A 22,024-nucleotide genomic window follows, 5' to 3' on the forward strand; every position below is an offset into this window, starting at 1 on the left:
AATGGAAAGAAACAATGCAGCAGTTACAGAACGTTATTGAGTCCGCTTTCGAGCGTCGCGCCGACATTACGCCGGCTAATGTGGATACCGTGACCCGCGAAGCGGTTAACCAGGTTATCGCCCTTCTTGATTCCGGCGCGCTGCGCGTCGCTGAGAAGATCGACGGTCAGTGGGTAACGCATCAGTGGCTGAAGAAGGCGGTACTGCTCTCTTTCCGTATTAACGATAACCAGGTTATCGATGGTGCGGAAAGCCGCTACTTCGATAAAGTGCCGATGAAATTCGCTGACTACGACGAAGCGCGTTTTCAGAAAGAAGGTTTCCGCGTGGTGCCGCCGGCCGCCGTGCGCCAGGGCGCGTTCATCGCCCGCAACACTGTGCTGATGCCGTCCTACGTTAACATCGGCGCCTACGTTGACGAAGGCACCATGGTTGATACCTGGGCCACCGTCGGCTCCTGCGCACAGATCGGTAAAAACGTGCATCTGTCCGGCGGTGTCGGCATCGGTGGCGTACTGGAGCCGCTGCAGGCGAACCCGACCATCATCGAAGATAACTGCTTCATCGGCGCGCGCTCTGAAGTGGTTGAAGGGGTGATTGTCGAAGAAGGCTCCGTCATCTCCATGGGCGTTTACCTCGGTCAGAGCACCAAAATCTACGATCGCGAAACCGGCGAAGTCTTCTACGGCCGCGTACCGGCTGGCTCGGTGGTGGTCTCAGGCAACCTGCCGTCGAAAGATGGTAAATACAGCCTGTACTGCGCGGTGATTGTGAAGAAAGTCGATGCCAAAACCCGCGGCAAGGTCGGCATTAACGAGCTGCTGCGCACCATCGACTAAAGCAAATAAAAAGCGGGAGATATCCCGCTTTTTTTATATTTGATGCTGGCGAAAATGGATTTTTTCGTTAATTATTCAATGGTTATGATGCTATCAAAGGTACCGTTATGTACGATAATCTGAAAAGTCTTGGCATTACCAACCCTGATGAGATCGATCGCTATAGCCTGCGGCAGGAAGCTAACAACGACATTCTGAAAATCTATTTTCAGAAAGACAAAGGCGAATTCTTCGCCAAGAGCGTGAAGTTCAAATATCCGCGTCAGCGCAAAACCGTCGTCGCCGACGGCGTCGGCCAGGGCTACAAAGAGGTCCAGGAGATCAGCCCCAATCTGCGCTACGTTATCGACGAGTTAGATCAGATCTGCCAGCGCGATCGCACTGAAATCGATCTCAAGCGTAAAATCCTCGACGATTTACGCCATCTGGAAAGCGTGGTCACCAATAAGATCAGCGAAATCGAAGCCGATCTGGAAAAGCTCACCCGTAAGTAAGAGCATCCCGGCGGCGCGTTGCCTGGCCGGGCTGGTGGTCTCTATCCACTCCAGACAGCATGCATCGTCCAGGCCGGGTATGGCGCGTCGCTACCCGGCATTTTTTTGCCTCCACGTCTTAGCGTTGTTCGTCCAGCTGCAGCGCGATATACAGCAGCAGCCTGTCGTCAAAGCTACCGAGATCCAGGCCGGTCAGCTCCGAGATACGGTTCAACCGGTACTCCAGCGTATTGCGATGAATAAACAGCGCCTTTGACGTCGCCAGCGGCTGCACGTTATGGCGAAACCACGCCTGCAGCGTCCGCCGCAGCAGCCCGTTGTTGTCCATGGCCTTCAAACGCGCCAGCGGACGGGCCAGCTCATTGGCCTGCCAGCCGCCGCGCAGGCTGTCGAGCAGCACCGGCAGCATTAGATCCTGATAGAAATAACTGCGGCTCTCCGGCATCCGCTGCTTGCCAACCATCATCGTCGTCCGTGCGGTACGGTAAGAGCGGGCGATACTTCCTGGGCCGGTGAAGAAGTTGCCCAGCGCCACGCGAAAGCGCAGCTGGCCATTCTCTTTCATCCTGGCGATAAGCTGCTCGACGCGCCGGACGTGATCGTCAGCGTCCCAGCGGCCAAAGCTGTTCAGCGCCGGTTTCAGCACCACCATTTCCGTGAGCGAGACAATGGCCACCAGATTATTGCGATCGGGGGTAGTCAGCGCGTTCTGTAACTGTTGCAGTTCCGCCATCGCGCTGTCCACGCCGAGCTGACCGCTGTCTACCTCAATCATCGCCACCACGCGCGGCTGATTGAGATCGATGCCTAAACGCTGAGCCCATTCATTCAGCGCCGGGGTATGCTCTTCCGCCTGAATCAGGTTCATCACCAGCTCTTCGCGCAGACGGCTGTCCTGGGCCAGGAGATGCATCAGCCGCGACTGCTCCAGCATCATCTCTGCTGTCATGCACACCAGCTCGCCATATTTTCGCAGCGACTCCGGCTCGCCGGTCAGGCCGATCACCCCGACGATCTCCCCCTCCAGGCGCAGCGGCAGGTTAATCCCCTGGCGAACCCCGTGCAGATGGCGAGCGACCGCGTCGTCGATATCCACCACCCGCCCCTGGGAGAGGACCAGCAGCGCGCCTTCGTGCAATTCACCAATCCTTTCCCGATCGCCGCTGCCGATGATCCGCCCGCGGGCATCCATCACGTTGATATTGGTATCGATGATGCGCATGGTCCGCGCCACAATATCCTGCGCCATTTTGGTATCAAGATGCCAGCCAGCCATGTAGTCCTCCCCTTTGCTGGGCACCAGCATAAAAGAGTCATCGTCGCGCTGCATTGTGCATTTGCACTAAGCCGGGGTGAGATATGTGGAGTTGTGGGGGCGGTCACAGAACGAAAAAAGCCCCTGCCCTCGGCGAGGGAAGGGGCTGGGAAGCGAGTGCTGGCGGTTACTGCAACAGCAGATAGATAGAGGCGTCGCCGCGCTGAATGTTCAGCGCCAGTACGGACGGTTTGGCGTCGAAGATTTTCCGCAGATCGGCGATGTTTTTCACCGGCTGCTGATTCGCCCCGACGATGACGTCGCCTTTCTTGAGGCCAATCTGTGCCGCCGGGGTACCGGCTTTCACATTATTGACCACCACGCCCTTATCCTGACCCTTATTGCTCATTTCCGCCCCTTCAATCCCGTTGAAGATGGTGCTGGAGTCAACCTGGGTCTGGTTGCTCTGCTGCAGTTCGACGGTCACGGTCACCGGTTTGCCGTCGCGCAGCAGACCAAGCTCAACTTTGCTGCCGATAGGCATGGTGCCGACCTGGGCACGCAGCGCGGCGAAGCTGCTGATCGCTTTCCCGTTGAGGGAGGTGATGACATCGCCGGCTTTAATGCCCGCTTTCGCGGCCGCCGAACCTGGCATTACCTGGCTGACGAAGGCCCCGCGCTGGGCATCGACTTTCATCGCTTTCGCCAGCTCAGAGTTCAGTTCGGTGCCCATAATGCCGAGCTCACCGCGTTTCACCTGGCCATATTTCACCATCTGCTCGGTCAGGTTTTTCACCATGTTGCTCGGGATAGCAAAACCGATACCGATGTTGCCGCCGTCCGGCGCCAGAATGGCGGTGTTGATACCGATCAGCTCGCCGTTGAGGTTCACCAGCGCACCGCCGGAGTTCCCGCGGTTAATCGCCGCATCGGTCTGGATAAAGTTTTCGTAGTTTTCCACGTTGAGGCCGCTACGGCCCAGCGCGGAGACAATCCCGGAGGTCACGGTTTCGCCCAGACCGAACGGGTTGCCGATAGCCACGGTGTAATCACCGACGCGCAGCGCATCGGAGTCGGCAAGCTTAATCGCCGTCAGGTTTTTTGGCTCCTGAATCTGAATCAGCGCGATATCAGAGCGCGGATCTTTGCCGACGACTTTGGCATCAAACTTACGGCCATCGCTCAGCTGAACCTTAATCGTGGTGGCGTTGTCCACGACGTGGTTGTTGGTCACCACATACCCTTTGGCGGCATCAATGATGACGCCGGAGCCCAGCGCCATAAATTTCTGCTGCTGGCCGCCGTCAGGCTGACCGCCCTGTCCGCCGCCCTGGCAAAACGGCGAACTCTGGAAAGGAGAACCATCCTGGCAGAACGGCGAATTATCGCCAAAGAACTGCTGGAAGTTACGTGGCATCCGTGGGGTATTAACGGTGGTGCTACCTTCAACGTTAATGCTCACCACCGACGGCATCACCTTCTCCAGCATCGGGGCCAGGCTTGGCATCTGCTGTGCATTAGTGGCCGAAGATGCCGTTTCTGCCGCGCTCGCAGAGAGCGGGGACAACGCCAGACCTAAACTCAGAGCCAGTGCACTCATTGCTAACGTGGTTTTTTTCATCAGTTTCAATCTCAATATCAGGTAACGAAAGTTGCTGTGTACGTGACTATCAGAGTCATTTTATAACGCTAAGTTCCGGAATTAAGTTTCTGGAAAAAGTAAAAATTTATTGTCCATCTTTACAAAACTCCAGCCTATTCCACCGCCATGAGTCGCCGATATTCATCCCACGCATACAAATCCGTCATCCCGCTGATATAGTCCTGAATCAGACGGCAGCGATAATAGTATTCCATCAGCGCAAATTCGGGCGCCGTACGCACCAGTTTATTTACCGCTTCAACATAGGCCAGCCGGTGACGGGTCGAAAGTTTCTGATACAGCCGGGAGGCAATGGGTAAACGTCGTACCCGCTCCTGCGCTACTAATTCGCTGAAATCCTCCAGCGATAATTTCAGCAGCGGCTGATAGATATCCAACAGGCCGCTGATCACCCGGTAGCCCTGCAATTCCAGCTGCTCAACATCCGGATGGCTAAAGACCTGTTTCATCGCCACATTTTTATAGAGCTCCAGTAGCTGACTGCAATCGCTGTCGTCCTCCAGCAACGCATGATTAAAGTCCCCCGTGAAGATTGCCGGCAGGTTGTCAATAAATCGGCGCGCCGCGTAGGGCACCAGCTTATTCAGCGTATTCACCCGCAAATACATAAAAAACTGATCTTCCGCGCTCTGCTTCAGATAATTGGCTCGCGATTTCTCCCAGGCATTTTCTACTACCTGCGAAAATAACGAGCCTTTTTCATGACTGCCCCAGGCGTCGTAAAGATGCTGATAGAGCTGTTCTGCGCTAAAAATACGTTTTTCCACCGCGTCCTCGAGATCCGCGACGCAATATGAGATGTCATCCGCAGCCTCCATAATCCAGGTTAATGGAAACCGATTGTAAGGCGCGAGATCCAGTTCTTTACGCAAACGCGCGACATACTCTTCTTCGGCTAAATAATAGCCAGGTTTCTTCATTAAATAACTGTGGCTGGCCGGCGTCTCCTCAGACCACCACGCCGGACGAGTATATTTCAGGATACATCCCACCTGCGCCCAGGTCAGGTTCATACGCATTAGCGTATGGACCAGACGAATGCCCTGCGCGTTGCCCTCAAAGCTGCAGAGATCCTGGCGCACTTTACGGCGCAGCGCATTAAGCGATGTCTCTCCGTCATGCAGGCGTAAGGCCTGCACTTCGCAGCGATCGTCGGTCAGCGGCTGCCCGAGCGCATCGCCGGGCGCCAGGCGCTGACGGAACCAGTCGTTAATCGCCGCTTCGCCAAAATGGCCAAACGGGGGATTGCCGATATCGTGCATCAGGCAGGCCATCTCCACCACGCTCTCGAATGGCCCGGTCAGCTCTTCCAGGCCATACTCTTCCAGCAGCCTCAGCTCTTTCAGCCGGCTCAGCACCTCTTTGGCGATATAGCGCCCCACCTGCTGCACCTCCAGCGAGTGGGTCAGGCGAGTGCGCACCGCCGCGTTGCGCTCGAGCGGGAAGACCTGAGTTTTTTGCTGCAGGCGGCGGATTGCCGGCGAGTTGACGATCCGTCCCCGATCGCTTTCAAAGATCCGCAGGATGTCGCGCTCCGTCTCCACCCGCGGCGGCGAACGGAAGCGTCGACGCCAGTTTATCTTGTTGCGAAAATCAATCTTTGCCATAGCCTCTCCCGCGCGAGCAATACGCTTCCCCTTAAGCGCATGATAGACTATGCAACTAAACCTGACACATCGCGAGTAAATCTATGAAAATTGGCATTATTGGCGCTATGGAAGAGGAAGTTACCCTTCTGCGCGACAAAATCGAAAACCGCCAGACCATCACCATTGGCGGAAGCGAAATCTATACCGGCCAACTTCACGGCGTTGACGTCGCTCTGCTGAAGTCTGGTATCGGAAAAGTAGCGGCGGCGATGGGCGCGACCCTGCTGCTGGAGCGCTGCCAGCCTGACGTGATCATTAATACCGGTTCTGCCGGCGGCCTGGCGTCGACGCTGAAGGTCGGCGATATCGTCGTCTCCGATGAAGCGCGCTACCACGACGCCGACGTCACCGCCTTCGGCTATGAATACGGCCAGCTCCCTGGCTGCCCGGCGGGTTTTAAGGCGGATGAAAAACTGGTGGCCGCCGCAGAGAGCTGCATTAAAGCGTTAGATCTCAACGCCGTTCGCGGCCTTATCGTTAGCGGGGATGCCTTCATTAACGGCTCTGTCGGTCTGGCGAAGATCCGCCATAATTTCCCGCAGGCGATCGCCGTGGAAATGGAAGCGACCGCCATCGCCCACGTCTGCCATAACTTTAAGGTTCCCTTCGTGGTAGTTCGCGCTATTTCCGACGTGGCCGACCAGCAGTCCCACCTCAGCTTTGAGGAGTTCCTTGCGGTCGCCGCCAGGCAGTCCACCCTGATGGTGGAGAATCTGGTACAGAACCTGGCACGTGGCTAAGTCGCTATCCTTCGCGCTTGCCGCGCTGCTGTTACTCGCCCCGGCGTGGCTGCTGGCCGCGCCGCGGGTGATCACCCTCTCCCCCGCCAATACCGAACTGGCCTTTGCCGCCGGGATCACGCCGGTCGGCGTCAGCAGCTATTCCGATTATCCTTCGCAGGCCAAAACGATCGAACAGGTTGCCAGCTGGCAGGGAATGAACCTGGAACGCATCGTGGCGCTCAAGCCAGACGTGGTGCTGGCCTGGCGCGGGGGCAATGCCGAACGCCAGGTTAACCAGCTGCAGTCTCTGGGTATTCACGTCCTGTGGGTACAGACCTCGACCATACAAGAGATCATCGCTACCCTGCGTGAGCTGGCGCAGTGGAGCCCGCAGCCGGAAAAAGCACAGCAGGCGGCGCAGGCGATGCAGCAGGAATACGATGCGTTGAAAGCGCGCTATGCCAACGCGCCGAAGAAACGCGTCTTCCTGCAGTTCGGCTCCGCACCGCTGTTCACCAGCGGCCCCGGTTCGATTCAGGATCAGGTGCTAAGGCTTTGCGGCGGCGAGAATATCTTCGCCACCAGCCGCGTTCCCTGGCCGCAGGTGAGCCGCGAACAGGTGCTGGCCCGCCAGCCGCAGGCGATCGTGGTCACCGGGGATGCCAGCCGCATTGCCGAAGCGCAGCGCTTTTGGCAACATCAGCTCACCATTTCGTTGATTGCGTTACACAGCGACTGGTTTGAACGCGCCGGCCCACGTATTATCCTCGCCGCCAAACAACTTTGTGCGGCGCTTGACCAGGTAAAATAATCATCCGGCACACCGGATGTTCAGTGGGAATCAACGATGCTTGTCTATTGGCTGGATATTATTGGCACAGCTGTCTTCGCGATCTCCGGCGTACTGCTGGCCGGAAAACTGCGTATGGACCCATTCGGCGTGCTGGTGTTAGGGGTAGTGACGGCGGTAGGCGGCGGGACCATCCGCGACATGGCGCTGGCGAATGGCCCGGTATTCTGGGTCAAAGATCCCACCGATCTGGTGGTGGCGATGGTCACCAGCATGCTGACCATCCTGCTGGTCCGCCAGCCTCGCCGGCTGCCGAAATGGATCCTGCCCGTTCTTGATGCCGTCGGTCTGGCGGTGTTTGTCGGCATTGGCGTCAATAAAGCTTTTCTCGCTGGCAGCGGCCCGCTGGTCGCGGTGTGTATGGGGGTGGTGACCGGCGTCGGCGGCGGGATTATTCGCGACGTGCTGGCGCGGGAAATTCCTATGATTCTGCGTACCGAAATCTACGCCACCGCCTGTATCGTCGGCGGTATTGTCCACGCCACGGCACACGACACCTTTCATCTCCCGCTGGAGAATTCGGCAATGATGGGGATGGTGGTCACCCTGGTAATTCGTCTGGCGGCTATTCGCTGGCATCTGAAGCTGCCGACGTTTGCCCTGGACGATAACGGTCGGTAATAAAAGCAAAACGGTAACCTTAAGGTTACCGTTTTTAGGGTTTGCTCCCTCCCGCTGGGGGAGAACTCGCTTTAAACGCTGAACGAGGAGCCGCAGCCGCAGGTGCTTTTCGCGTTCGGATTGGTCACGATAAAGCGCGAACCTTCCAGCCCTTCGGTATAGTCGACCGAGCCGCCGACCAGATACTGCAGGCTCATCGGGTCAACCACCAGGCCGACGCCCTGTTTCTCAATGGTCATATCCCCTTCGTTCACCTGATCGTCAAAGGTGAAGCCATACTGGAAACCGCTGCAACCGCCGCCGGTGATATACACGCGCAGTTTCAGGTTCGGATTATCTTCATCCGCAATCAGGTGTTTTACTTTATTGGCTGCGGCTTCGGTAAACTCCAGCGGCAACGCTACGTCATCACTCATTTTCTGCTCCCATTGATACTTCCGGCCGGTTAAAGAATAACCGGACCTTTTGAGCCATTATCTAATACCCTGGTAAATCGTTCAAGTATTCTCCCGGGGAGCCTGCTGCGCTTTTGCCGCCTGCTCGGCTTCCTGCTTCGCCAGAGTACGCTGCAGAATGGTCGAATACAAAGGCTTACCGCCGAGGAATTGCGCCAGTAGTGTTGCGCCAAGGCAGGTAATAATCATTGGCAAAATGAGCTGATAGTTATCGGTCATCTCCAGCACCAGCACGATCCCGGTCAGCGGCGCACGCACCGAGGCGGCGAGCAGCGCCCCCATACCGGCAATCGCGAAGGTGCCGGCATCGAGATGGTAGGCCGGAAACAGCGGAATAGCCGCCATGCCCAACGCCGTGCCCAGCAGCGTGCCGAGCGCCAACATAGGCGCGAAAATGCCCCCTGGCGCGCCGGAAGAGAAGCAGATCAGCGTGGTCACCACGCGGGCAATAAAGATAAACAGCAGCAGTCCGACGGAGAAGTTACCGGCAGCGGCGATAGGGATCAAGTTAAAGCCACCGCCCACCGCGGAGGGCTGCATCAGCCCCAGCAGACCGCAGAGCCCGCCGATTAATCCGCCAATAAACACCCATTTTTTGATGTTGCCGCCGTGGATGCGCTGGAACAGATCCTGAGTGCGCAGCACCAGAAAATTAAACAGCGGGCCAAAGCAGCCAAACAGCATGCCCAGCACCAGATACAGCCATAGGGTATTTACCGGGGCGTTGCTTAGTTTACCCACCTCAATGATCGCCGCTTCGCCGTTGAAAATGCGAAACACAATGCTCGACATGATCACGCCGGTAAACACCGCTTTAATGGAGATCAGATTGTAGCGGAACTGCGGGCGCATCTCTTCGATGATAAACAGAATACCGGCCAGCGGCGCATTAAAGGCCGCCGAAAGCCCCGACGCCGCACCGGTCGCCAACAGCGTATGCCGCGCTTCCGGACTGCGCATGCGGAAAACGTCCAGCACCATGCGCCCAATGTTGCCGCCAAGCTGTACCATCGGTCCTTCACGACCCAGCACCATCCCGGCGCCAAGGGTCCCCATGCCGCCAACGAATTTCACCGGCAGCACGCGCCACCAGCGCACCGGCCGCAGCTCCTCCAGCGCGCCCTCAATTTCCGGAATCCCGGAGCCGCCGGCCTCCGGCGCAAAACGACGCACCAGAAAATAGCCGACCATCGCCAGCAGCGCCGACAGGATAAACGCCAGCGGCCAGACCAGATACCAGTGGTCCGCCACCTGCGCCAGCGCGCCGATCCGCTGGTTCTGCACCCAGTTCACGCTCTTTTCAAAGGCGACGCCCACCAGCCCCGCCAGCGTGCCGACCACTGCCGCCATAAACAGCACCGCCAGCGGCGTTTTATCGCGTTGAATCAGACGGCGCACCGCATCGCCGCGACGCACCCGCACAAACTGATGTGCTTCAAAAGAGGGAGTTTCTGCTTTCATGCCGTTATCAATTATTGGTAATACAAATGAAGAGAGCGGCATTTTAGCCGTCCCGGCGCGCTGCGTCGTCAAAAAAATGCCCTTGCGGCACATTGTTTCAATTGGGCAAAACTTTCATAACCATCCTGGAATAACTTAGAATAGCCGATAAAACATTTTTCACGAACCAGGACCCTGGCCATGAGCAAATCTGAAAATCTGTACCACGCTGCGCGCGAACTGATCCCCGGCGGCGTTAACTCGCCGGTGCGCGCTTTCACCGGCGTCGGCGGCACACCGCTGTTTATCGAACGCGCGGATGGCGCTTACCTCTATGACGTGGATGGGAAAGCCTATATCGATTATGTCGGTTCCTGGGGTCCGATGGTGCTGGGCCACAACCACCCGGCTATCCGCAATGCGGTGATCGAGGCGGCATCCCGCGGCCTGAGCTTTGGCGCGCCGACCGAAATGGAAGTGAAAATGGCGGCCCTGGTGACCGAGCTGGTGCCGACCATGGATATGGTGCGGATGGTGAACTCCGGTACCGAAGCCACCATGAGCGCCATTCGCCTGGCGCGCGGCTTCACCGGACGCGACAAAATCATTAAGTTCGAAGGCTGCTACCACGGCCATGCCGACTGCCTGCTGGTGAAAGCCGGTTCCGGCGCGTTGACCCTCGGCCAGCCGAACTCGCCGGGCGTCCCGGCCGATTTCGCCAAACATACCCTGACCTGCACTTATAACGACCTCGCCTCGGTGCGCGCGGCGTTCGAGCAGTATCCGCAGGAGATCGCCTGCATCATCGTCGAGCCGGTGGCCGGAAATATGAACTGCATTCCGCCGCAGCCGGAATTCCTGCCGGGCCTGCGCGCCCTGTGCGACGAATTTGGCGCCCTGCTGATTATCGACGAAGTGATGACCGGCTTCCGCGTGGCGCTGGCAGGCGCTCAGGCTTACTACGGCGTGGAGCCGGATCTGACCTGTCTGGGGAAAATCATCGGCGGCGGGATGCCGGTAGGCGCCTTCGGCGGCCGCCGTGAGGTAATGGACGCTCTGGCGCCCACCGGTCCGGTCTATCAGGCGGGCACCCTCTCCGGCAACCCGATCGCCATGGCGGCTGGCTTCGCCTGCCTGAACGAAGTGGCGCAGCCGGGGGTCCATGAAACCCTGACTGAACTGACTAACCAGCTGGCGCAAGGCCTGCTGGACGCGGCGCGTGACGCCGGGATCCCGCTGGTGGTCAATAACGTCGGCGGCATGTTCGGCATCTTCTTTACCGATGCCGAAACCGTCACCTGCTATCAGGACGTGGTGAAGTGCGACGTTGAACGCTTCAAGCGCTTCTTCCATCTGATGCTGGAGGAAGGCGTGTACCTGGCGCCGTCAGCGTTTGAGGCCGGCTTTATGTCCGTGGCCCACAGCGAAGAAGATATCGACAACACCATCGACGCCGCGCGCCGGGTATTTGCCAAGCTGTAAGGTGCTTGAATGCCTGGTGGCGCAGGGATTTTCCCGGAGGAGGCGCATTGCGCCTTATCCGGGCTACCAAATCGCACAGCGCTGTAGCCCCGGTAAGCGATAGCGCCACCGGGGATGTTGAAGCCATCCAGGACCGTTAGCGACTCTGCTTTCTCAGCAAATAAATAAAGTAAGGCGCGCCGATAAAGGTCGACAGTAGCCCCGCCGGGATCTGATACGGGAACATCATCATCCGTCCGCACCAGTCGGCGAAGACCAGCAGCAGCCCGCCAGTCAGCCCTGAAATCACCATATGCGGTAGGGTTCGCCGGAAGCCCATCATCCGCGCGATATGCGGCGCCATCAGCCCGACAAAGCTCAGCGGGCCGATGGTCAGCGTCGCCGCCGCCGTCAGGCAGGCCGCCAGCAGCAGCAGAACAATCCGCGATGACGTCAGCGCCATGCCCACCGCTCGCGCCGCCTCCCCGCCCAGCGGCAGGATGGTTAACCAGCGACGACAGAGCGGCGCCAGCGCCAGCAGCGCCAGCATTACCGCGCCGCTACGCACCACCCTCTCCGGCGTCGCGCTATATGTCGACCCCGAAATCCACGTCAGGATCTGCGCCATACGCGGATCGCCGCTGGCCTGCAGCATCATCAGCAGCATAGTGAAGGCGGTGCTCAGCGCCATCCCCGCCAGCAGCATCCGATGCGGCGAGAAGCCGCCGCGCCCGGCGGCGAGCATAATGATCAGCAAGGTGGCCGCCGCGCCAAGGCTGCCGGCCGGCAGCAGCCAGCCAAAGGCGTCGCCAGGCACGAAGAACAGCATCAGCACCACGCCAAAAGCCGCGCCGGAGCTGATGCCCAGCACTTCCGGGCTGGCCATCGGGTTGCCGGTCAGGCGCTGGATAATACAGCCGGCGACCGCCAGCATGACCCCGGCGAACAGCGCCGACAGCACCCGCGGCCAGCGCCAGGGCAGGAGTTGCTCCAGCAGATCGCCGTGGGCCCACAGCCAGCCGTGGGCATCGCGACCAAAGGCCAGCGCCACGCTCACCGCCAGCAGCAGCAACGCGACGCCTGCGAGAACAAACCATTGCACATGATAGCGCTCAGGCTGCACATTATCGCCGCCGTTCATCACCGGGGCGCTGATGCTGCGCAACCGCGGCAGCAGCCACAGCAGCAGCGGCGCGCCAATCAGGGCGGTGACCGAGCCGGTGGAGACTTCCCGCCATACCCGGCTCAGCCAGAGGATCACCTGATCGGAAAGCCACAGGAGCAGCGCGCCGATCAGCGCCGCCAGCAGCAGCCGCGCCAGCAGCCGACGGGCGCCAAGCATTTTCGCCAGCAGCGGCGCGAACAGGCCGATAAAGCCGATAATCCCTACCGCGTTCACCAGCAGCGCGCTGATGACGATCGCCAGCGTCAGGGCGCCGAGGCGCGCCAGGGACAGCGCCAGCCCGAGGTTACGCGCCACCCCGTCATCGAGCCCCATCAGGGTCAGCGGCCGCAGCAGCAGCAAGGTGAGTATTGCCCCGCCAAGCAGCTGCGGCCACAGGCGCTGCGCTACGCTCCAGTCGGTCTGCGTCAGCGTCCCGGTGCTCCACAGGAACATGCTTTGCAGCTGGTCGTGATGGAAAATCACCATCAGCTGGTTAAGCGCGCCACAGTAAAGGCTGACCACCAGCCCCGCCAGGATCAGCGTTACCGGCGACAGGCGCTTGCCCCACGAGACGCCAAACACCAGCGCGCCCACCAGACAGGCCCCGGCCAGCGCGGCGAATTGCGACGCCAGCACGCCGGGAATAGCCCATAACGTGGTGACCGTTATCCCCAGCTGCGCGCCGGTGGCGACGCCAAGGGTGGTCGGTTCCGCCAGCGGATTACGCAGCACCTGCTGGAACAGGACGCCAACCAGTCCCAGCCCGGCGCCCACCAGCAGCGCAACAGCCAGTCTCGGTAACAAACTGTAATGAAACAGCATTTGGGCGATATCATCGACATCCGGCTGCCACAGCGCCTGCCGCCACTGCGCATAGGGCAAGGCGACATTGAGGTTGACGATGCTCAGCGCGAAGGCGACGCCCAGCAGCCCGGCCAGCAGGATAATAGCTAACGGCGAGAGACGCGTATTCATGCCGGACTCCCCTGGGCATCAGCCAGCACGCGGGCAAAATGCATCGCTGACAGCGTCGCGCCGTAGAACCAAACCGCCGGAACGCGCTGGAAGCGGCCCGCGCGCACGAAGGGCATCGCCTGCCATAGCGGCGTCGCCAGCAGTTGAGCCATATCTCGCTCATTGCCATGGTCGAAACAGATGACATCGGCTTCGTTAAATGCCGCCAGCCTGTCGATGCCAACGCTAACGCTTCCCCAGAATGCCGCTTCGCCGTGCCAGGCGTTTTTAATACCAAAGCGATCAAGCACCTCCTGGAACAGGCAGTTTTCGCCAAACACCAGCACGTGCCGGGGATCGAGCAGAGAGATCATCAGCAGCGGACGATCGCCGCGCCCGGCAAAACGCGGACGCAGGCTCTCCATCAGCGCGTCGAACTCCGCCAGATGGCGCTTCGCCTGCTGCGTTTTGCCCAGCAGATCGGCCATTTCCAGTAGCGAACGCTGGGCCATCGCCAGCGGCCGTTTGCCGTCGCTGAAGGTGAAACCGCGGCCGGGCGCGATACGCGCCAGCTTCTCCGGCGACGGGCCGTAGCCCGCCGACCAGACGATAAACGACGGTTTCATCTGCGTCAGCAGTTCAAGGTTGGGTTCGGTACGCAGACCAACATCGATCACCGAGTCGGGCAGCGCGGGTTCGTTCACCCACAAGCGATAGTTGGGAATATCGGCCACGCCATAGGGCGTCACGCCGAGCGCCAGCAGCAGCTCCGCGGGCAGCCACTCCAGGGCGACCACGCGCTGCGGGTCGACGTCGGCCGCCTGCGCGCCGCGCATCTGCCACAGCAGCGGCGAGAGCGCCATCGCGATCAGCAGGCGGCGTCGGGTTATCAGAGTTGGGTTCATCATCAATAGACAAAGCTTACCGGCGCCGCACCGGCCGGGTGTGGCAGGATCCCCATCGGGATGCCATAGATCTGTTCCAGAGTGTCGCTGCGCATCAGTTCCGCCGGCGTCCCCTGAGCAATCATTTCTCCGCCGCGCAGGGCCACCAGATAGTCGCAATAGCGGGCCGCCATATTAATATCGTGCAGGACGGCGATCACCGTCAGGCCGCGCTGCTGGCTGAGACGATGCACCAGCGCCAGAACATCGACTTGATGAGCAATATCCAGCGCCGAGGTGGGTTCATCGAGCAGCAGGCAGCGACTGTCCTGCGCCACCAGCATGGCGATCCACGCCCGCTGGCGTTCACCGCCGGAGAGGCTGTCCACCAGACGATGAGCGAGCGGCTTCAGCCCCACCAGCGCAATCGCCTCTTCTACTTTCTCACGGTCCGCTGCGCCAAAGCGACCCAGCGCGCCGTGCCATGGATAGCGGCCGATCGCCACCAGCTCGCGCACCGTCATACCTTCGGCCGGCGGCAGCTGCTGCGGCAGATAGGCCACTTTGCGGGCAAAGGCTTTGCTGCCCCAGCTCTCCAGCGGCTGCCCGTCCAGCAGCACTTCGCCTGCGGAGGGCGGCTGATGACGGCCAAGCATTTTCAGTAACGTCGATTTGCCGGAGCCATTATGGCCGATCAGGCCTGTGACTTTTCCGGTCGGGAAGGTGAGCGAGAGCGGATGGAGCAATGTGCGGCCAGGCACACGGAAAGTGACGCGATCCAGCGCGAAGGTGGTTTCTGCGTGCGGAGTCTGTTCCTGCATAGCGATAACCTGATAGAGGGCGCGGCGAACCGCGCCCGTAGGTGGTTAGAAACGGAAGGTGGCGGTGGCGACGACCTGACGTCCGGCGCCCCAGTAGCAGGCGTATTCGCTGTAGCAACTGGAGACATATTCGCGGTCGAACAGGTTGTTGACGTTGACGCCGACCGACGATCCCGGCAGGCCAAAGCGCGCCAGATCGTATTTCACCGTCGCATCCATCAGCGCATAACCGGCCACACTAAAGGCATCATTTTTCTTACCGGTGCTGGTGTCATTTTTGTAGTAGCTGACCGTTGAACCGATATAGCGCGCCCCGGTCCCAATCGTCAGACCGCTCAGCGCGGTTTCGTGGAAGGTATAATCCGCCCACAGGGAGGCCATGTTACGCGGCACTTCCGCCGGACGTTTGCCGTTGAACACCGTATCGTGAGTGTACTCCGCATCGGTGTAGCTGTAGGCTGCGGTGACGTTAATATTGGCGTTCACCGCCGCCTTCGCCTCCAGCTCAAGGCCGCGGGAGCGGATCTCGCCGGTCTGGATGCTGAACGCCTGGTTAGCCGGATCAGCCGTCAGGTTCTTGTCTTTGGTCAGCTGATAGACCGCCGCGGTGACCACCACCGGCATATCTTTCGGCACGTATTTCACGCCGGCTTCATACTGCTTACCGCGCGACGGATCGAACGGCTGGCCGCGGCTGTTGGAACCCGATACCGGTTCAAACGATTCGCTGTAGCTGAAGTACGGAGAGATGCCGTTATCGAACAGGTAGTTGATGCCGCCGCGCCAGCTGAACTGCTGGTCGTGATTCTCCGCCAGGCTGTTGGTGGCGCGGGTTAACGTTGAGGTCGTGGCGTAATCGTAACGGCCGCCCAGGGTCATCACCCATTTATCCCACTCCATCTGATCCTGCGCGTACAGGCCGGTCTGCTCCATCCGGTTGAGGACCGCGTACGGGAAGGTGACCTGAATATTCGGATTGCCGTACTGCGGATTGCTCATGCTGATAGGATCCGCCGTCCCGTAGTCGGCATCCACATCGTTACGCATCCGCGAGTAGTCCACGCCGGTCAGCAGCGTATGGCTGACCGCGCCGGTGGCGAAATCAGACTGCAGCTGGGTATCGACGGTGAAGGTGTTCAGGTGCTCGTCGGAGCGCACGTAGGCGCGATTCATGTAGCCCGGCGCGACATAGCCGTTGCCGTATACGGAACGATAGAGCGTATGCACATCGGCATAGCGCAGGTTCTGCCGCACGGTAAAGGTGTCATCGAACTGATGGGAGAAGCTGTAGCCCACCATCTTCTGGCGGCGGGAGATTTTATTATCGGACTCGCCTTCGTTGAAATCGGTCGGCAGCTTGTGCGCCTTACCGTTGGCGTCGTAATACGGCACCACGGTGCCTTCGCGCGGCAGCCAGCCGTAGTAGCCCGCATCCGGGTCATTCTGGAAGTTGCTCAGGAAGGTGAAGTCGGTTTTATCGTCCGGACGCCAGCTAAAGGAGGGCGCCACCGCGTAGCGAGTCGATTTCGCCATCTGCTGCTGGGCATCCTGACTGCGGCCAAGGCCGGTCAGGCGATACGACCAAACGCCGGCATCATCAATGGCGTCGCTAAAGTCAAACCCGGTCTGCCACAGATTGTCGGTGCCCATCTTAAACTGCACTTCTTTCAGCGGCTCGGTAGTCGGGCGCTTGCTGACCATGCTGACGATACCGCCCGGGTTGCTGTTGCCGTACAGCACCGAGGTTGGCCCGCGCATCACTTCCACACGCTCGAGGAAGTAAGGATCCATGGAGACTTCAGAGTAGTTATTCCCCTGCAGCTTCATGCCGTCCAGATACTGGTTGGTGTTGACGGTCGTCGAGGTGGTGAAGCCGCGAATGGTGACCACGTCATAGGTGGTCGAACTGCCGCGAGTGGAGAAGACGCTTGGCGTATAGGAGAGCGCCTCTTTTACCGTCGTCGGCTGGCGCATCTCCATCTCCTGGCGCGTCACCACCGACACAGACTGCGGCGTTTTTTCAATCGGGGTATCGGTTTTGGTCGCCGTGGCGGAGCGTTTTGCCGCGATAGTCGGCGCCGGTCCCCAGGCGCTTTCCTGGGCGGCCGGGGCGGCAACGACGGTGATGGTTTCTTCTTGCTTCGGTTGTTCTGCTGCCTGTGCGTAGACAGACATGCCGCTAACCGCCGTGGCTACTACAGCTGCGACTTTACGCAGCGAGTGATTTGGCTGAGCAGTTTTTGGACGCGCCATGGGTATATCTCTGATGAAAGTGAATGATAACGTAAACGAGAATTATTATTATGACGGGCGATATAATAGGCGAAACGTCGAAGGCAAGGCAAGCGATATGCCTGTCGCCGCCGGTCGAAGGCTGAATTAATAACCAGATAGTTATTATGGAGTTAAAGAGCCGTTAACTTTTTTACAGGCATAAAAAAACCCCTTAATACTTTCGTATTAAGGGGTCTGGTCGTGCGGTCAAAATCAGTTACTGCCGAACATATCCTTGATCCAGCCCGCGACGCCGTCGCTCTTTTCCTGCTGCTTCGGCGGCTGTTGCTGCTGTTGCTGCTGCGGCGGCGGTTGCTGCCCGGACTGATTAAACGGATTTTTCGCTTCCTGTTGCTGCAACTGCTGCTGTTGCATCATTTCGCCCTGACGGCACAGCGCATCCGGCTGCGTGGTCCAGACCGGCAGCGAACGCATACCGCCGCTGCAGACGAAGTTGCCGTTGCTGTCCACGCCCATATCAACCACGTCTTCCGGCACCGTCAGCACCAGCGGCGTTGGCGTCTGGTTCGCCAGATAGCGCTGGTAAATCGACATCGCGCCGCTGGCGCCGTACAGTTTGGTCGGCTGGTTATTGTCGCGACCCACCCAGGTGATGGTCACCTGACTACCGTCGATGCCGGCGAACCAGGTATCGACGTTATTGTTGGTGGTCCCGGTTTTCCCCGCCAGATGCAGGCCCGGATACTTTGCCCCCAGCTGACGCCCCGTACCGCGCTGCACCACCTGCTGCATAGTCCACAGCGTCATGTAGGCCGCCTGGGCAGGCACCGCGCGCTCCGCCTGCGGATAGCTCTGGTAGAGCACAGTGCCATCTTCGGCAATCACTGACCGCAGCGCGGAAAGCGGCGCACGGTTCCCACCGCTGGCGATGGTCTGGAAGGCCTGGGCCACTTCAATCGGCGTCAGGTTCAGCGCGCCAAGCAGCATCGACGGCACCGCGTTGAGCTGATTCTTCGGCGCCCCCAGTTTAGTCCAGGTATCGACTACCGCCGGCAAGCCCAGCGCCATCCCGAGGTTAACCGTCGGGACGTTCATCGAGCGAGTCAGGGCATCCACCAGCATCACCTGACCGCTGAAACGACGATCGTCGTTCTGCGGGGACCACGTCTGACCGTTGGAAAGGCGAATCGTCACCGGCGCATCGGCGATCCAGGTATTCAGGCGATACTGATTCGGCTGGCTCAGCGCGGTCAGGTAGGTCGCCGGCTTGGCCAGAGAACCAATCGATCGGCGGGCCTGCATCGCGCGGTTATAACCGGCGAACTGCGGCTCCGCGCCGCCGACCATCGCCCGCACTTCGCCGGTGAAGCGGTCAACCACCACCATGGCGGTTTCCAGGTCCGCCAGCTTACGCTGTTTCTTCAGAACCGGGATCCCTTCCGAGGCCGCTTTTTCCGCCGCATCCTGCGCCACCGAGTCGAAAGTGGTGAAGATCTTCACGCCGGAGAGATCTTTCACTTTATCGCCCAGCTTCGCCTGCAGTTCCTGACGAACCATCTGCATAAACGCCGGCTGCGGTGAAATCACCCCGCCGCGCGGCTGCACGCCCAGCGGACGGGCGCTGAGCATGTCGTACAGCTCCTGGTCGATAACCTGCTGCTGCTGCAGCAGACGCAGCACCAGATTGCGTCGTTCAAGGGCCAGTTTCGGGTTACGCCACGGGTTATAGACCGACGCCCCTTTCACCATCCCCACCAGCAGCGCCTGCTGGTCGAGGCTCAGCTCTTCCACCGGACGGCCGAAGTAATACAGGCTGGCCAGCGGGAAGCCGCGAATTTCGTTATCGCCGCTCTGGCCGAGGTACACCTCGTTCATATACAGCTCAAGGATGCGATCCTTGCTGTAGCGGGCGTCGACGATCAGCGCCATATACGCTTCGTTGGCTTTACGCCAGTAGGAGCGTTCGCTGGAGAGGAACAGGTTTTTCACCAGCTGTTGGGTCAGGGTACTCGCCCCCTGCACCGTTCGGCCTGCCGTCAGGTTCGCCAGCACCGCGCGGCCGATGGAGTAGAGACTGATCCCATCGTGCTCATAGAAGTGGCGGTCTTCGGTCGCCAGCAGGGTATCCACCAGCAGATCGGGGAAGCCGCTGCGCTTCACGAACAGGCGCTGCTCGCCGTTCGGCGACTGCAGCATGGTGATAAGACGCGGATCGAGGCGGAAGAAACCGAACTGGCGGTTATTATCCATATTCTCGATGGTCTCAAGATGGTCGCCGTCGAAGGTAAGACGCGCGCGCACCTGCCCTTCCTTACTGTCCGGGAAATCGAACGGACGACGGATCATCTCGATGCTGTTAGCCTGCACGGTATATTCGCCGGGGCGCGTCATCGCGCTGACCTGGCGATACTGCGTGGCGTTGAGCAGACGCACCATCTCGTTTTTGCTGATCTGCATGTCCGGCTCAAGGTTGACCATCCGGCCATAGACCGCGGCCGGCAGCTCCCAGACTTTACCGTCAATGCGGCTGCGGATTTTCTGGTCGAGGTAGACGCCATAGGCGGCAATCAGCACCGCGAAGACAATCCCCAGCTTGACCAGCAGCCACAGCCAGCTGCGCTTCCGACGAGGCTTGCCACCTTTGCCTTTGGCTTTTCTCGGCACCGGTTTCTCATCCTCATAATCATCGTCATCATACTCGTCGTCGTAGTCCTCTTCCCGGACCCGGCGACGGGTGACTTTCTGTTTAGTCGGACGTGAAGGTCTTCCCTTACGTCCGATAGGCTCGCGGTCATCTCCCGCCATGCTTTTTCTCCGCAACGTTCAGGCGCAAAGGCCTGATTCTCAATACTTCCCCTGTTCAGAGGAAGAAGAAATCTCTCAAATTAACGTCCAGGCTGCTTATCCTTCGGACGACAACCTGCTGGCAGGCAGGACGCGCCGCCAGCCTTTCAGAGGGTTGGTTTGCTTCATGTTACATGATACTAACAATAAAAATTCACCATAAAATCATTGTGTTAAACGCATCATCGGCAGAATAAGTCAGAACATAGCACGTAATGTTCAGGGCATACAGGATAGCACTAAAATGCGACATTCTTAACCAGCATTTTACCTCCTGCGCACGTAACAAGATGGGAAAGAGTATGTTTTTTAATAACATAAAAAACGGCGCGCTTCCTGCCGGTCAGCGCAGTGGCATCATCCGCGGATGAAAATATATTTTCCCAGCGCCAACGTTTATTATTGATAAAAGTAAAGTCGATTAAGCGCCTTTCCGTTGATAAAAATGAGAGCCTGTTAACATTTATGCAGAATAATATTTTATGATGACACCAGGTAAATATTTGTTAAACTAGCGGCCAGTGATTCATTATTTTGATTACTCTATGATGCGTATTCCGCTTATATTTCCGCTTTGCATGGTAGCCCTTCTCTCTGGCTGCCAACAAAAACCCGCCTCAACGCTCAGCCCGGCTATCAGCAGCCAGGCGCAGCTCGAGCAGCTCTCGTCCGTGGCGGCCGGGACGCGCTATCTCAAGAATAAATGTAATCGTAGCGATCTCCCCGCTGATGAAACGATATATCGGGCAGCGGTGAATGTCGGTAAAGCGCGCGGATGGGGAAATATTGACGTGGCGACGTTAAGCCCAAATAGCGACCGGCTTTACCAACAGCTATTACAGGACAGCACCCCGGAAGCCACACAGTGCAGTCAATTTAATCGTCAGCTCGCGCCATTTATTGCCAGCTTGCGCAGCGACTAAGCGAAATATCCTCAGCGCGCCGGTTATTGTGCGCGCTTTTATTCCTCTTTCGGCTCCTCGTCAATTTTTCCGCCCGGCCAGTCCTCCAGCGCCGCGAGGGTAAAGGTCGTGCCGTTGAAGCTGAAGATCGTCACATCCTGCTGGATCTGCTCCACCACCAGATTGGGCAGGGGTGAATCGCCCTCCGTCCACGCTTTGCCGTTTAACACAATGCTGCGCTTTTCCGGTAGCGAGGCATAGACATGGGCGCTGTAGCGCAGAGGCGGCAGCGTATCGCTGTCCACTTCCGGCGCCGCGGGCGCGCTGGCTTTTGCCGCCGGCGGCGGCGTCTTTGGCGCGGCCTCTCCGGCAGCGGTTAACGGCAGAAGCGCCGCATGCGCCACCGGCAAGGGCAGCGTTTGCGGCGGTGCCGGGTGACGCCACTGCTCGCCGCCAAACCAGCCGAGCGCGATAAATAATCCGGCGTACAGCGGGATAATCCAGCCGGGGATCTGCACCATCCGTCCGCGGATCACCGGCGCATCATCCATCGAGGACGGCGGCTGATGCGTCACCAGCGGCGGGATGCCTCTTTCACTGTCATCACGAACAATCACAACCGTCTCCTGTTCCCTCACGATAACGAGAAGGCGCCCTTACGGATGCCCCAGACTGCTGACAAAGTGCAATCTTCAGGAATTGCCCGGCGGCGCTACGCTTGCGCGGGCCTACAGATAACTGCATAACTGTTTGATATTGTAATCTTTCGT

At 59.1% G+C, this 22,024-nt stretch carries 19 protein-coding genes; 8 read left to right on the forward strand and 11 right to left on the reverse strand.

Annotated features, from left to right (window positions below; all coding sequences use genetic code 11):
• Positions 1–14: 14 nt before the first annotated feature.
• Both dapD and AB1E37_RS20800 read left to right on the forward strand, forming a co-directional pair.
• Complete coding sequence (gene dapD / locus AB1E37_RS20795) at positions 15–839, forward strand: 2,3,4,5-tetrahydropyridine-2,6-dicarboxylate N-succinyltransferase (RefSeq protein ID WP_002889295.1); 825 nt, start codon at positions 15–17, stop codon at positions 837–839.
• Between the two features lie 107 nt (positions 840–946).
• A complete protein-coding gene (locus AB1E37_RS20800) occupies positions 947–1,333 on the forward strand; it encodes a DUF3461 family protein (protein ID WP_002889292.1) in 387 nt (128 codons plus the stop codon).
• A gap of 118 nt (positions 1,334–1,451) precedes the next feature.
• On the opposite strand, the gene cdaR is transcribed toward AB1E37_RS20800, so the two are convergent.
• The 3 genes from cdaR to dgt all read right to left on the reverse strand — a co-directional run bounded on the left by cdaR (position 1,452) and on the right by dgt (position 5,858).
• Positions 1,452–2,609 carry a DNA-binding transcriptional regulator CdaR gene (cdaR, locus tag AB1E37_RS20805; protein ID WP_002889289.1) on the reverse strand — a complete coding sequence of 386 codons (1,158 nt, stop codon included), beginning with the start codon at positions 2,607–2,609 and terminating at the stop codon, positions 1,452–1,454.
• A gap of 166 nt (positions 2,610–2,775) precedes the next feature.
• Entirely contained in the window at positions 2,776–4,209 is a 1,434-nt protein-coding gene (degP, locus tag AB1E37_RS20810; RefSeq protein WP_004177363.1) for a serine endoprotease DegP, read from the reverse strand.
• 134 nt (positions 4,210–4,343) lie between these two features.
• Positions 4,344–5,858: a dGTPase gene (gene dgt / locus AB1E37_RS20815; protein ID WP_004222730.1), complete on the reverse strand. Its 1,515-nt coding sequence runs from the start codon at positions 5,856–5,858 to the stop codon at positions 4,344–4,346.
• 83 nt (positions 5,859–5,941) lie between these two features.
• Between dgt and mtnN the strand changes: the two genes are divergently transcribed.
• From mtnN to AB1E37_RS20830, 3 genes are read left to right on the forward strand one after another with little or no spacing between them, the layout of a single operon-like run.
• Positions 5,942–6,640, forward strand: a complete 699-nt coding sequence (gene mtnN, locus AB1E37_RS20820) for a 5'-methylthioadenosine/S-adenosylhomocysteine nucleosidase (RefSeq protein ID WP_002889282.1) — start codon at positions 5,942–5,944, stop codon at positions 6,638–6,640.
• On the forward strand, positions 6,633–7,433 hold the full coding sequence (btuF, locus tag AB1E37_RS20825) for a vitamin B12 ABC transporter substrate-binding protein BtuF (RefSeq protein WP_004222722.1): 801 nt from the start codon (positions 6,633–6,635) through the stop codon (positions 7,431–7,433). The genes mtnN and btuF overlap by 8 nt, the downstream gene beginning before the upstream one ends.
• A gap of 36 nt (positions 7,434–7,469) precedes the next feature.
• A complete protein-coding gene (locus AB1E37_RS20830; protein ID WP_002889277.1) occupies positions 7,470–8,093 on the forward strand; it encodes a TRIC cation channel family protein in 624 nt (207 codons plus the stop codon).
• A 71-nt stretch (positions 8,094–8,164) separates the two neighbouring features.
• Here AB1E37_RS20830 and erpA read toward each other — a convergent pair whose 3' ends face one another.
• Both erpA and clcA read right to left on the reverse strand, forming a co-directional pair.
• The gene (gene erpA / locus AB1E37_RS20835; protein ID WP_002889275.1) at positions 8,165–8,509 is read right to left on the reverse strand and encodes an iron-sulfur cluster insertion protein ErpA; all 345 of its coding nucleotides are present in this window, start codon (positions 8,507–8,509) and stop codon (positions 8,165–8,167) included.
• An 81-nt stretch (positions 8,510–8,590) separates the two neighbouring features.
• A complete protein-coding gene (gene clcA / locus AB1E37_RS20840; RefSeq protein WP_032448274.1) occupies positions 8,591–10,009 on the reverse strand; it encodes a H(+)/Cl(-) exchange transporter ClcA in 1,419 nt (472 codons plus the stop codon).
• 180 nt (positions 10,010–10,189) lie between these two features.
• Between clcA and hemL the strand changes: the two genes are divergently transcribed.
• Entirely contained in the window at positions 10,190–11,470 is a 1,281-nt protein-coding gene (hemL, locus tag AB1E37_RS20845; RefSeq protein ID WP_002889272.1) for a glutamate-1-semialdehyde 2,1-aminomutase, read from the forward strand.
• Positions 11,471–11,606: 136 nt separating this feature from the next.
• Here the strand turns inward: hemL and fhuB are convergent, their stop codons facing one another.
• From fhuB to mrcB, 5 genes are all read right to left on the reverse strand, one after another.
• Positions 11,607–13,589 (reverse strand): Fe(3+)-hydroxamate ABC transporter permease FhuB, encoded by a 1,983-nt coding sequence (gene fhuB / locus AB1E37_RS20850; RefSeq protein WP_004147134.1) that lies wholly within the window; start codon positions 13,587–13,589, stop codon positions 11,607–11,609.
• Positions 13,586–14,476, reverse strand: a complete 891-nt coding sequence (fhuD, locus tag AB1E37_RS20855) for a Fe(3+)-hydroxamate ABC transporter substrate-binding protein FhuD (protein ID WP_004147133.1) — start codon at positions 14,474–14,476, stop codon at positions 13,586–13,588. The genes fhuB and fhuD overlap by 4 nt, the downstream gene beginning before the upstream one ends.
• On the reverse strand, positions 14,476–15,273 hold the full coding sequence (fhuC, locus tag AB1E37_RS20860; protein ID WP_002889212.1) for a Fe3+-hydroxamate ABC transporter ATP-binding protein FhuC: 798 nt from the start codon (positions 15,271–15,273) through the stop codon (positions 14,476–14,478). The genes fhuD and fhuC overlap by 1 nt, the downstream gene beginning before the upstream one ends.
• A gap of 45 nt (positions 15,274–15,318) precedes the next feature.
• Entirely contained in the window at positions 15,319–17,526 is a 2,208-nt protein-coding gene (gene fhuA / locus AB1E37_RS20865; RefSeq protein WP_032448273.1) for a ferrichrome porin FhuA, read from the reverse strand.
• Positions 17,527–17,760: 234 nt separating this feature from the next.
• On the reverse strand, positions 17,761–20,313 hold the full coding sequence (gene mrcB / locus AB1E37_RS20870; RefSeq protein ID WP_002889208.1) for a bifunctional glycosyl transferase/transpeptidase: 2,553 nt from the start codon (positions 20,311–20,313) through the stop codon (positions 17,761–17,763).
• A gap of 390 nt (positions 20,314–20,703) precedes the next feature.
• Between mrcB and AB1E37_RS20875 the strand changes: the two genes are divergently transcribed.
• Together AB1E37_RS20875 and gspS are read left to right on the forward strand one after the other, a co-directional pair.
• Positions 20,704–20,838: a hypothetical protein gene (locus AB1E37_RS20875; RefSeq protein ID WP_004147125.1), complete on the forward strand. Its 135-nt coding sequence runs from the start codon at positions 20,704–20,706 to the stop codon at positions 20,836–20,838.
• A 62-nt stretch (positions 20,839–20,900) separates the two neighbouring features.
• The gene (gspS, locus tag AB1E37_RS20880) at positions 20,901–21,275 is read left to right on the forward strand and encodes a type II secretion system pilot lipoprotein GspS (protein ID WP_032409075.1); all 375 of its coding nucleotides are present in this window, start codon (positions 20,901–20,903) and stop codon (positions 21,273–21,275) included.
• Between the two features lie 38 nt (positions 21,276–21,313).
• Here the strand turns inward: gspS and gspB are convergent, their stop codons facing one another.
• On the reverse strand, positions 21,314–21,871 hold the full coding sequence (gene gspB, locus AB1E37_RS20885; RefSeq protein ID WP_004151934.1) for a type II secretion system assembly factor GspB: 558 nt from the start codon (positions 21,869–21,871) through the stop codon (positions 21,314–21,316).
• Positions 21,872–22,024: the final 153 nt, after the last annotated feature.

The organism is Klebsiella sp. Shm-1 (assembly GCF_040804525.1).
Classification (GTDB): Bacteria; Pseudomonadota; Gammaproteobacteria; order Enterobacterales; family Enterobacteriaceae; genus Klebsiella; species Klebsiella pneumoniae.

Bases quoted from the DNA above. Each gene is read 5' to 3' on its own strand.
- dgt (WP_004222730.1), bottom strand. From the start codon at position 5,858: ATGGCAAAGATTGATTTTCGCAACAAGATAAACTGGCGTCGACGCTTC.
- hemL (WP_002889272.1), top strand. From the start codon at position 10,190: ATGAGCAAATCTGAAAATCTGTACCACGCTGCGCGCGAACTGATCCCC.
- clcA (WP_032448274.1), bottom strand. From the start codon at position 10,009: ATGAAAGCAGAAACTCCCTCTTTTGAAGCACATCAGTTTGTGCGGGTG.
- mtnN (WP_002889282.1), top strand. From the start codon at position 5,942: ATGAAAATTGGCATTATTGGCGCTATGGAAGAGGAAGTTACCCTTCTG.
- fhuC (WP_002889212.1), bottom strand. From the start codon at position 15,273: ATGCAGGAACAGACTCCGCACGCAGAAACCACCTTCGCGCTGGATCGC.
- fhuB (WP_004147134.1), bottom strand. From the start codon at position 13,589: ATGAATACGCGTCTCTCGCCGTTAGCTATTATCCTGCTGGCCGGGCTG.
- mrcB (WP_002889208.1), bottom strand. From the start codon at position 20,313: ATGGCGGGAGATGACCGCGAGCCTATCGGACGTAAGGGAAGACCTTCA.
- fhuA (WP_032448273.1), bottom strand. From the start codon at position 17,526: ATGGCGCGTCCAAAAACTGCTCAGCCAAATCACTCGCTGCGTAAAGTC.
- erpA (WP_002889275.1), bottom strand. From the start codon at position 8,509: ATGAGTGATGACGTAGCGTTGCCGCTGGAGTTTACCGAAGCCGCAGCC.
- fhuD (WP_004147133.1), bottom strand. From the start codon at position 14,476: ATGATGAACCCAACTCTGATAACCCGACGCCGCCTGCTGATCGCGATG.
- cdaR (WP_002889289.1), bottom strand. From the start codon at position 2,609: ATGGCTGGCTGGCATCTTGATACCAAAATGGCGCAGGATATTGTGGCG.
- degP (WP_004177363.1), bottom strand. From the start codon at position 4,209: ATGAAAAAAACCACGTTAGCAATGAGTGCACTGGCTCTGAGTTTAGGT.
- AB1E37_RS20830 (WP_002889277.1), top strand. From the start codon at position 7,470: ATGCTTGTCTATTGGCTGGATATTATTGGCACAGCTGTCTTCGCGATC.
- gspS (WP_032409075.1), top strand. From the start codon at position 20,901: ATGCGTATTCCGCTTATATTTCCGCTTTGCATGGTAGCCCTTCTCTCT.
- dapD (WP_002889295.1), top strand. From the start codon at position 15: ATGCAGCAGTTACAGAACGTTATTGAGTCCGCTTTCGAGCGTCGCGCC.
- AB1E37_RS20800 (WP_002889292.1), top strand. From the start codon at position 947: ATGTACGATAATCTGAAAAGTCTTGGCATTACCAACCCTGATGAGATC.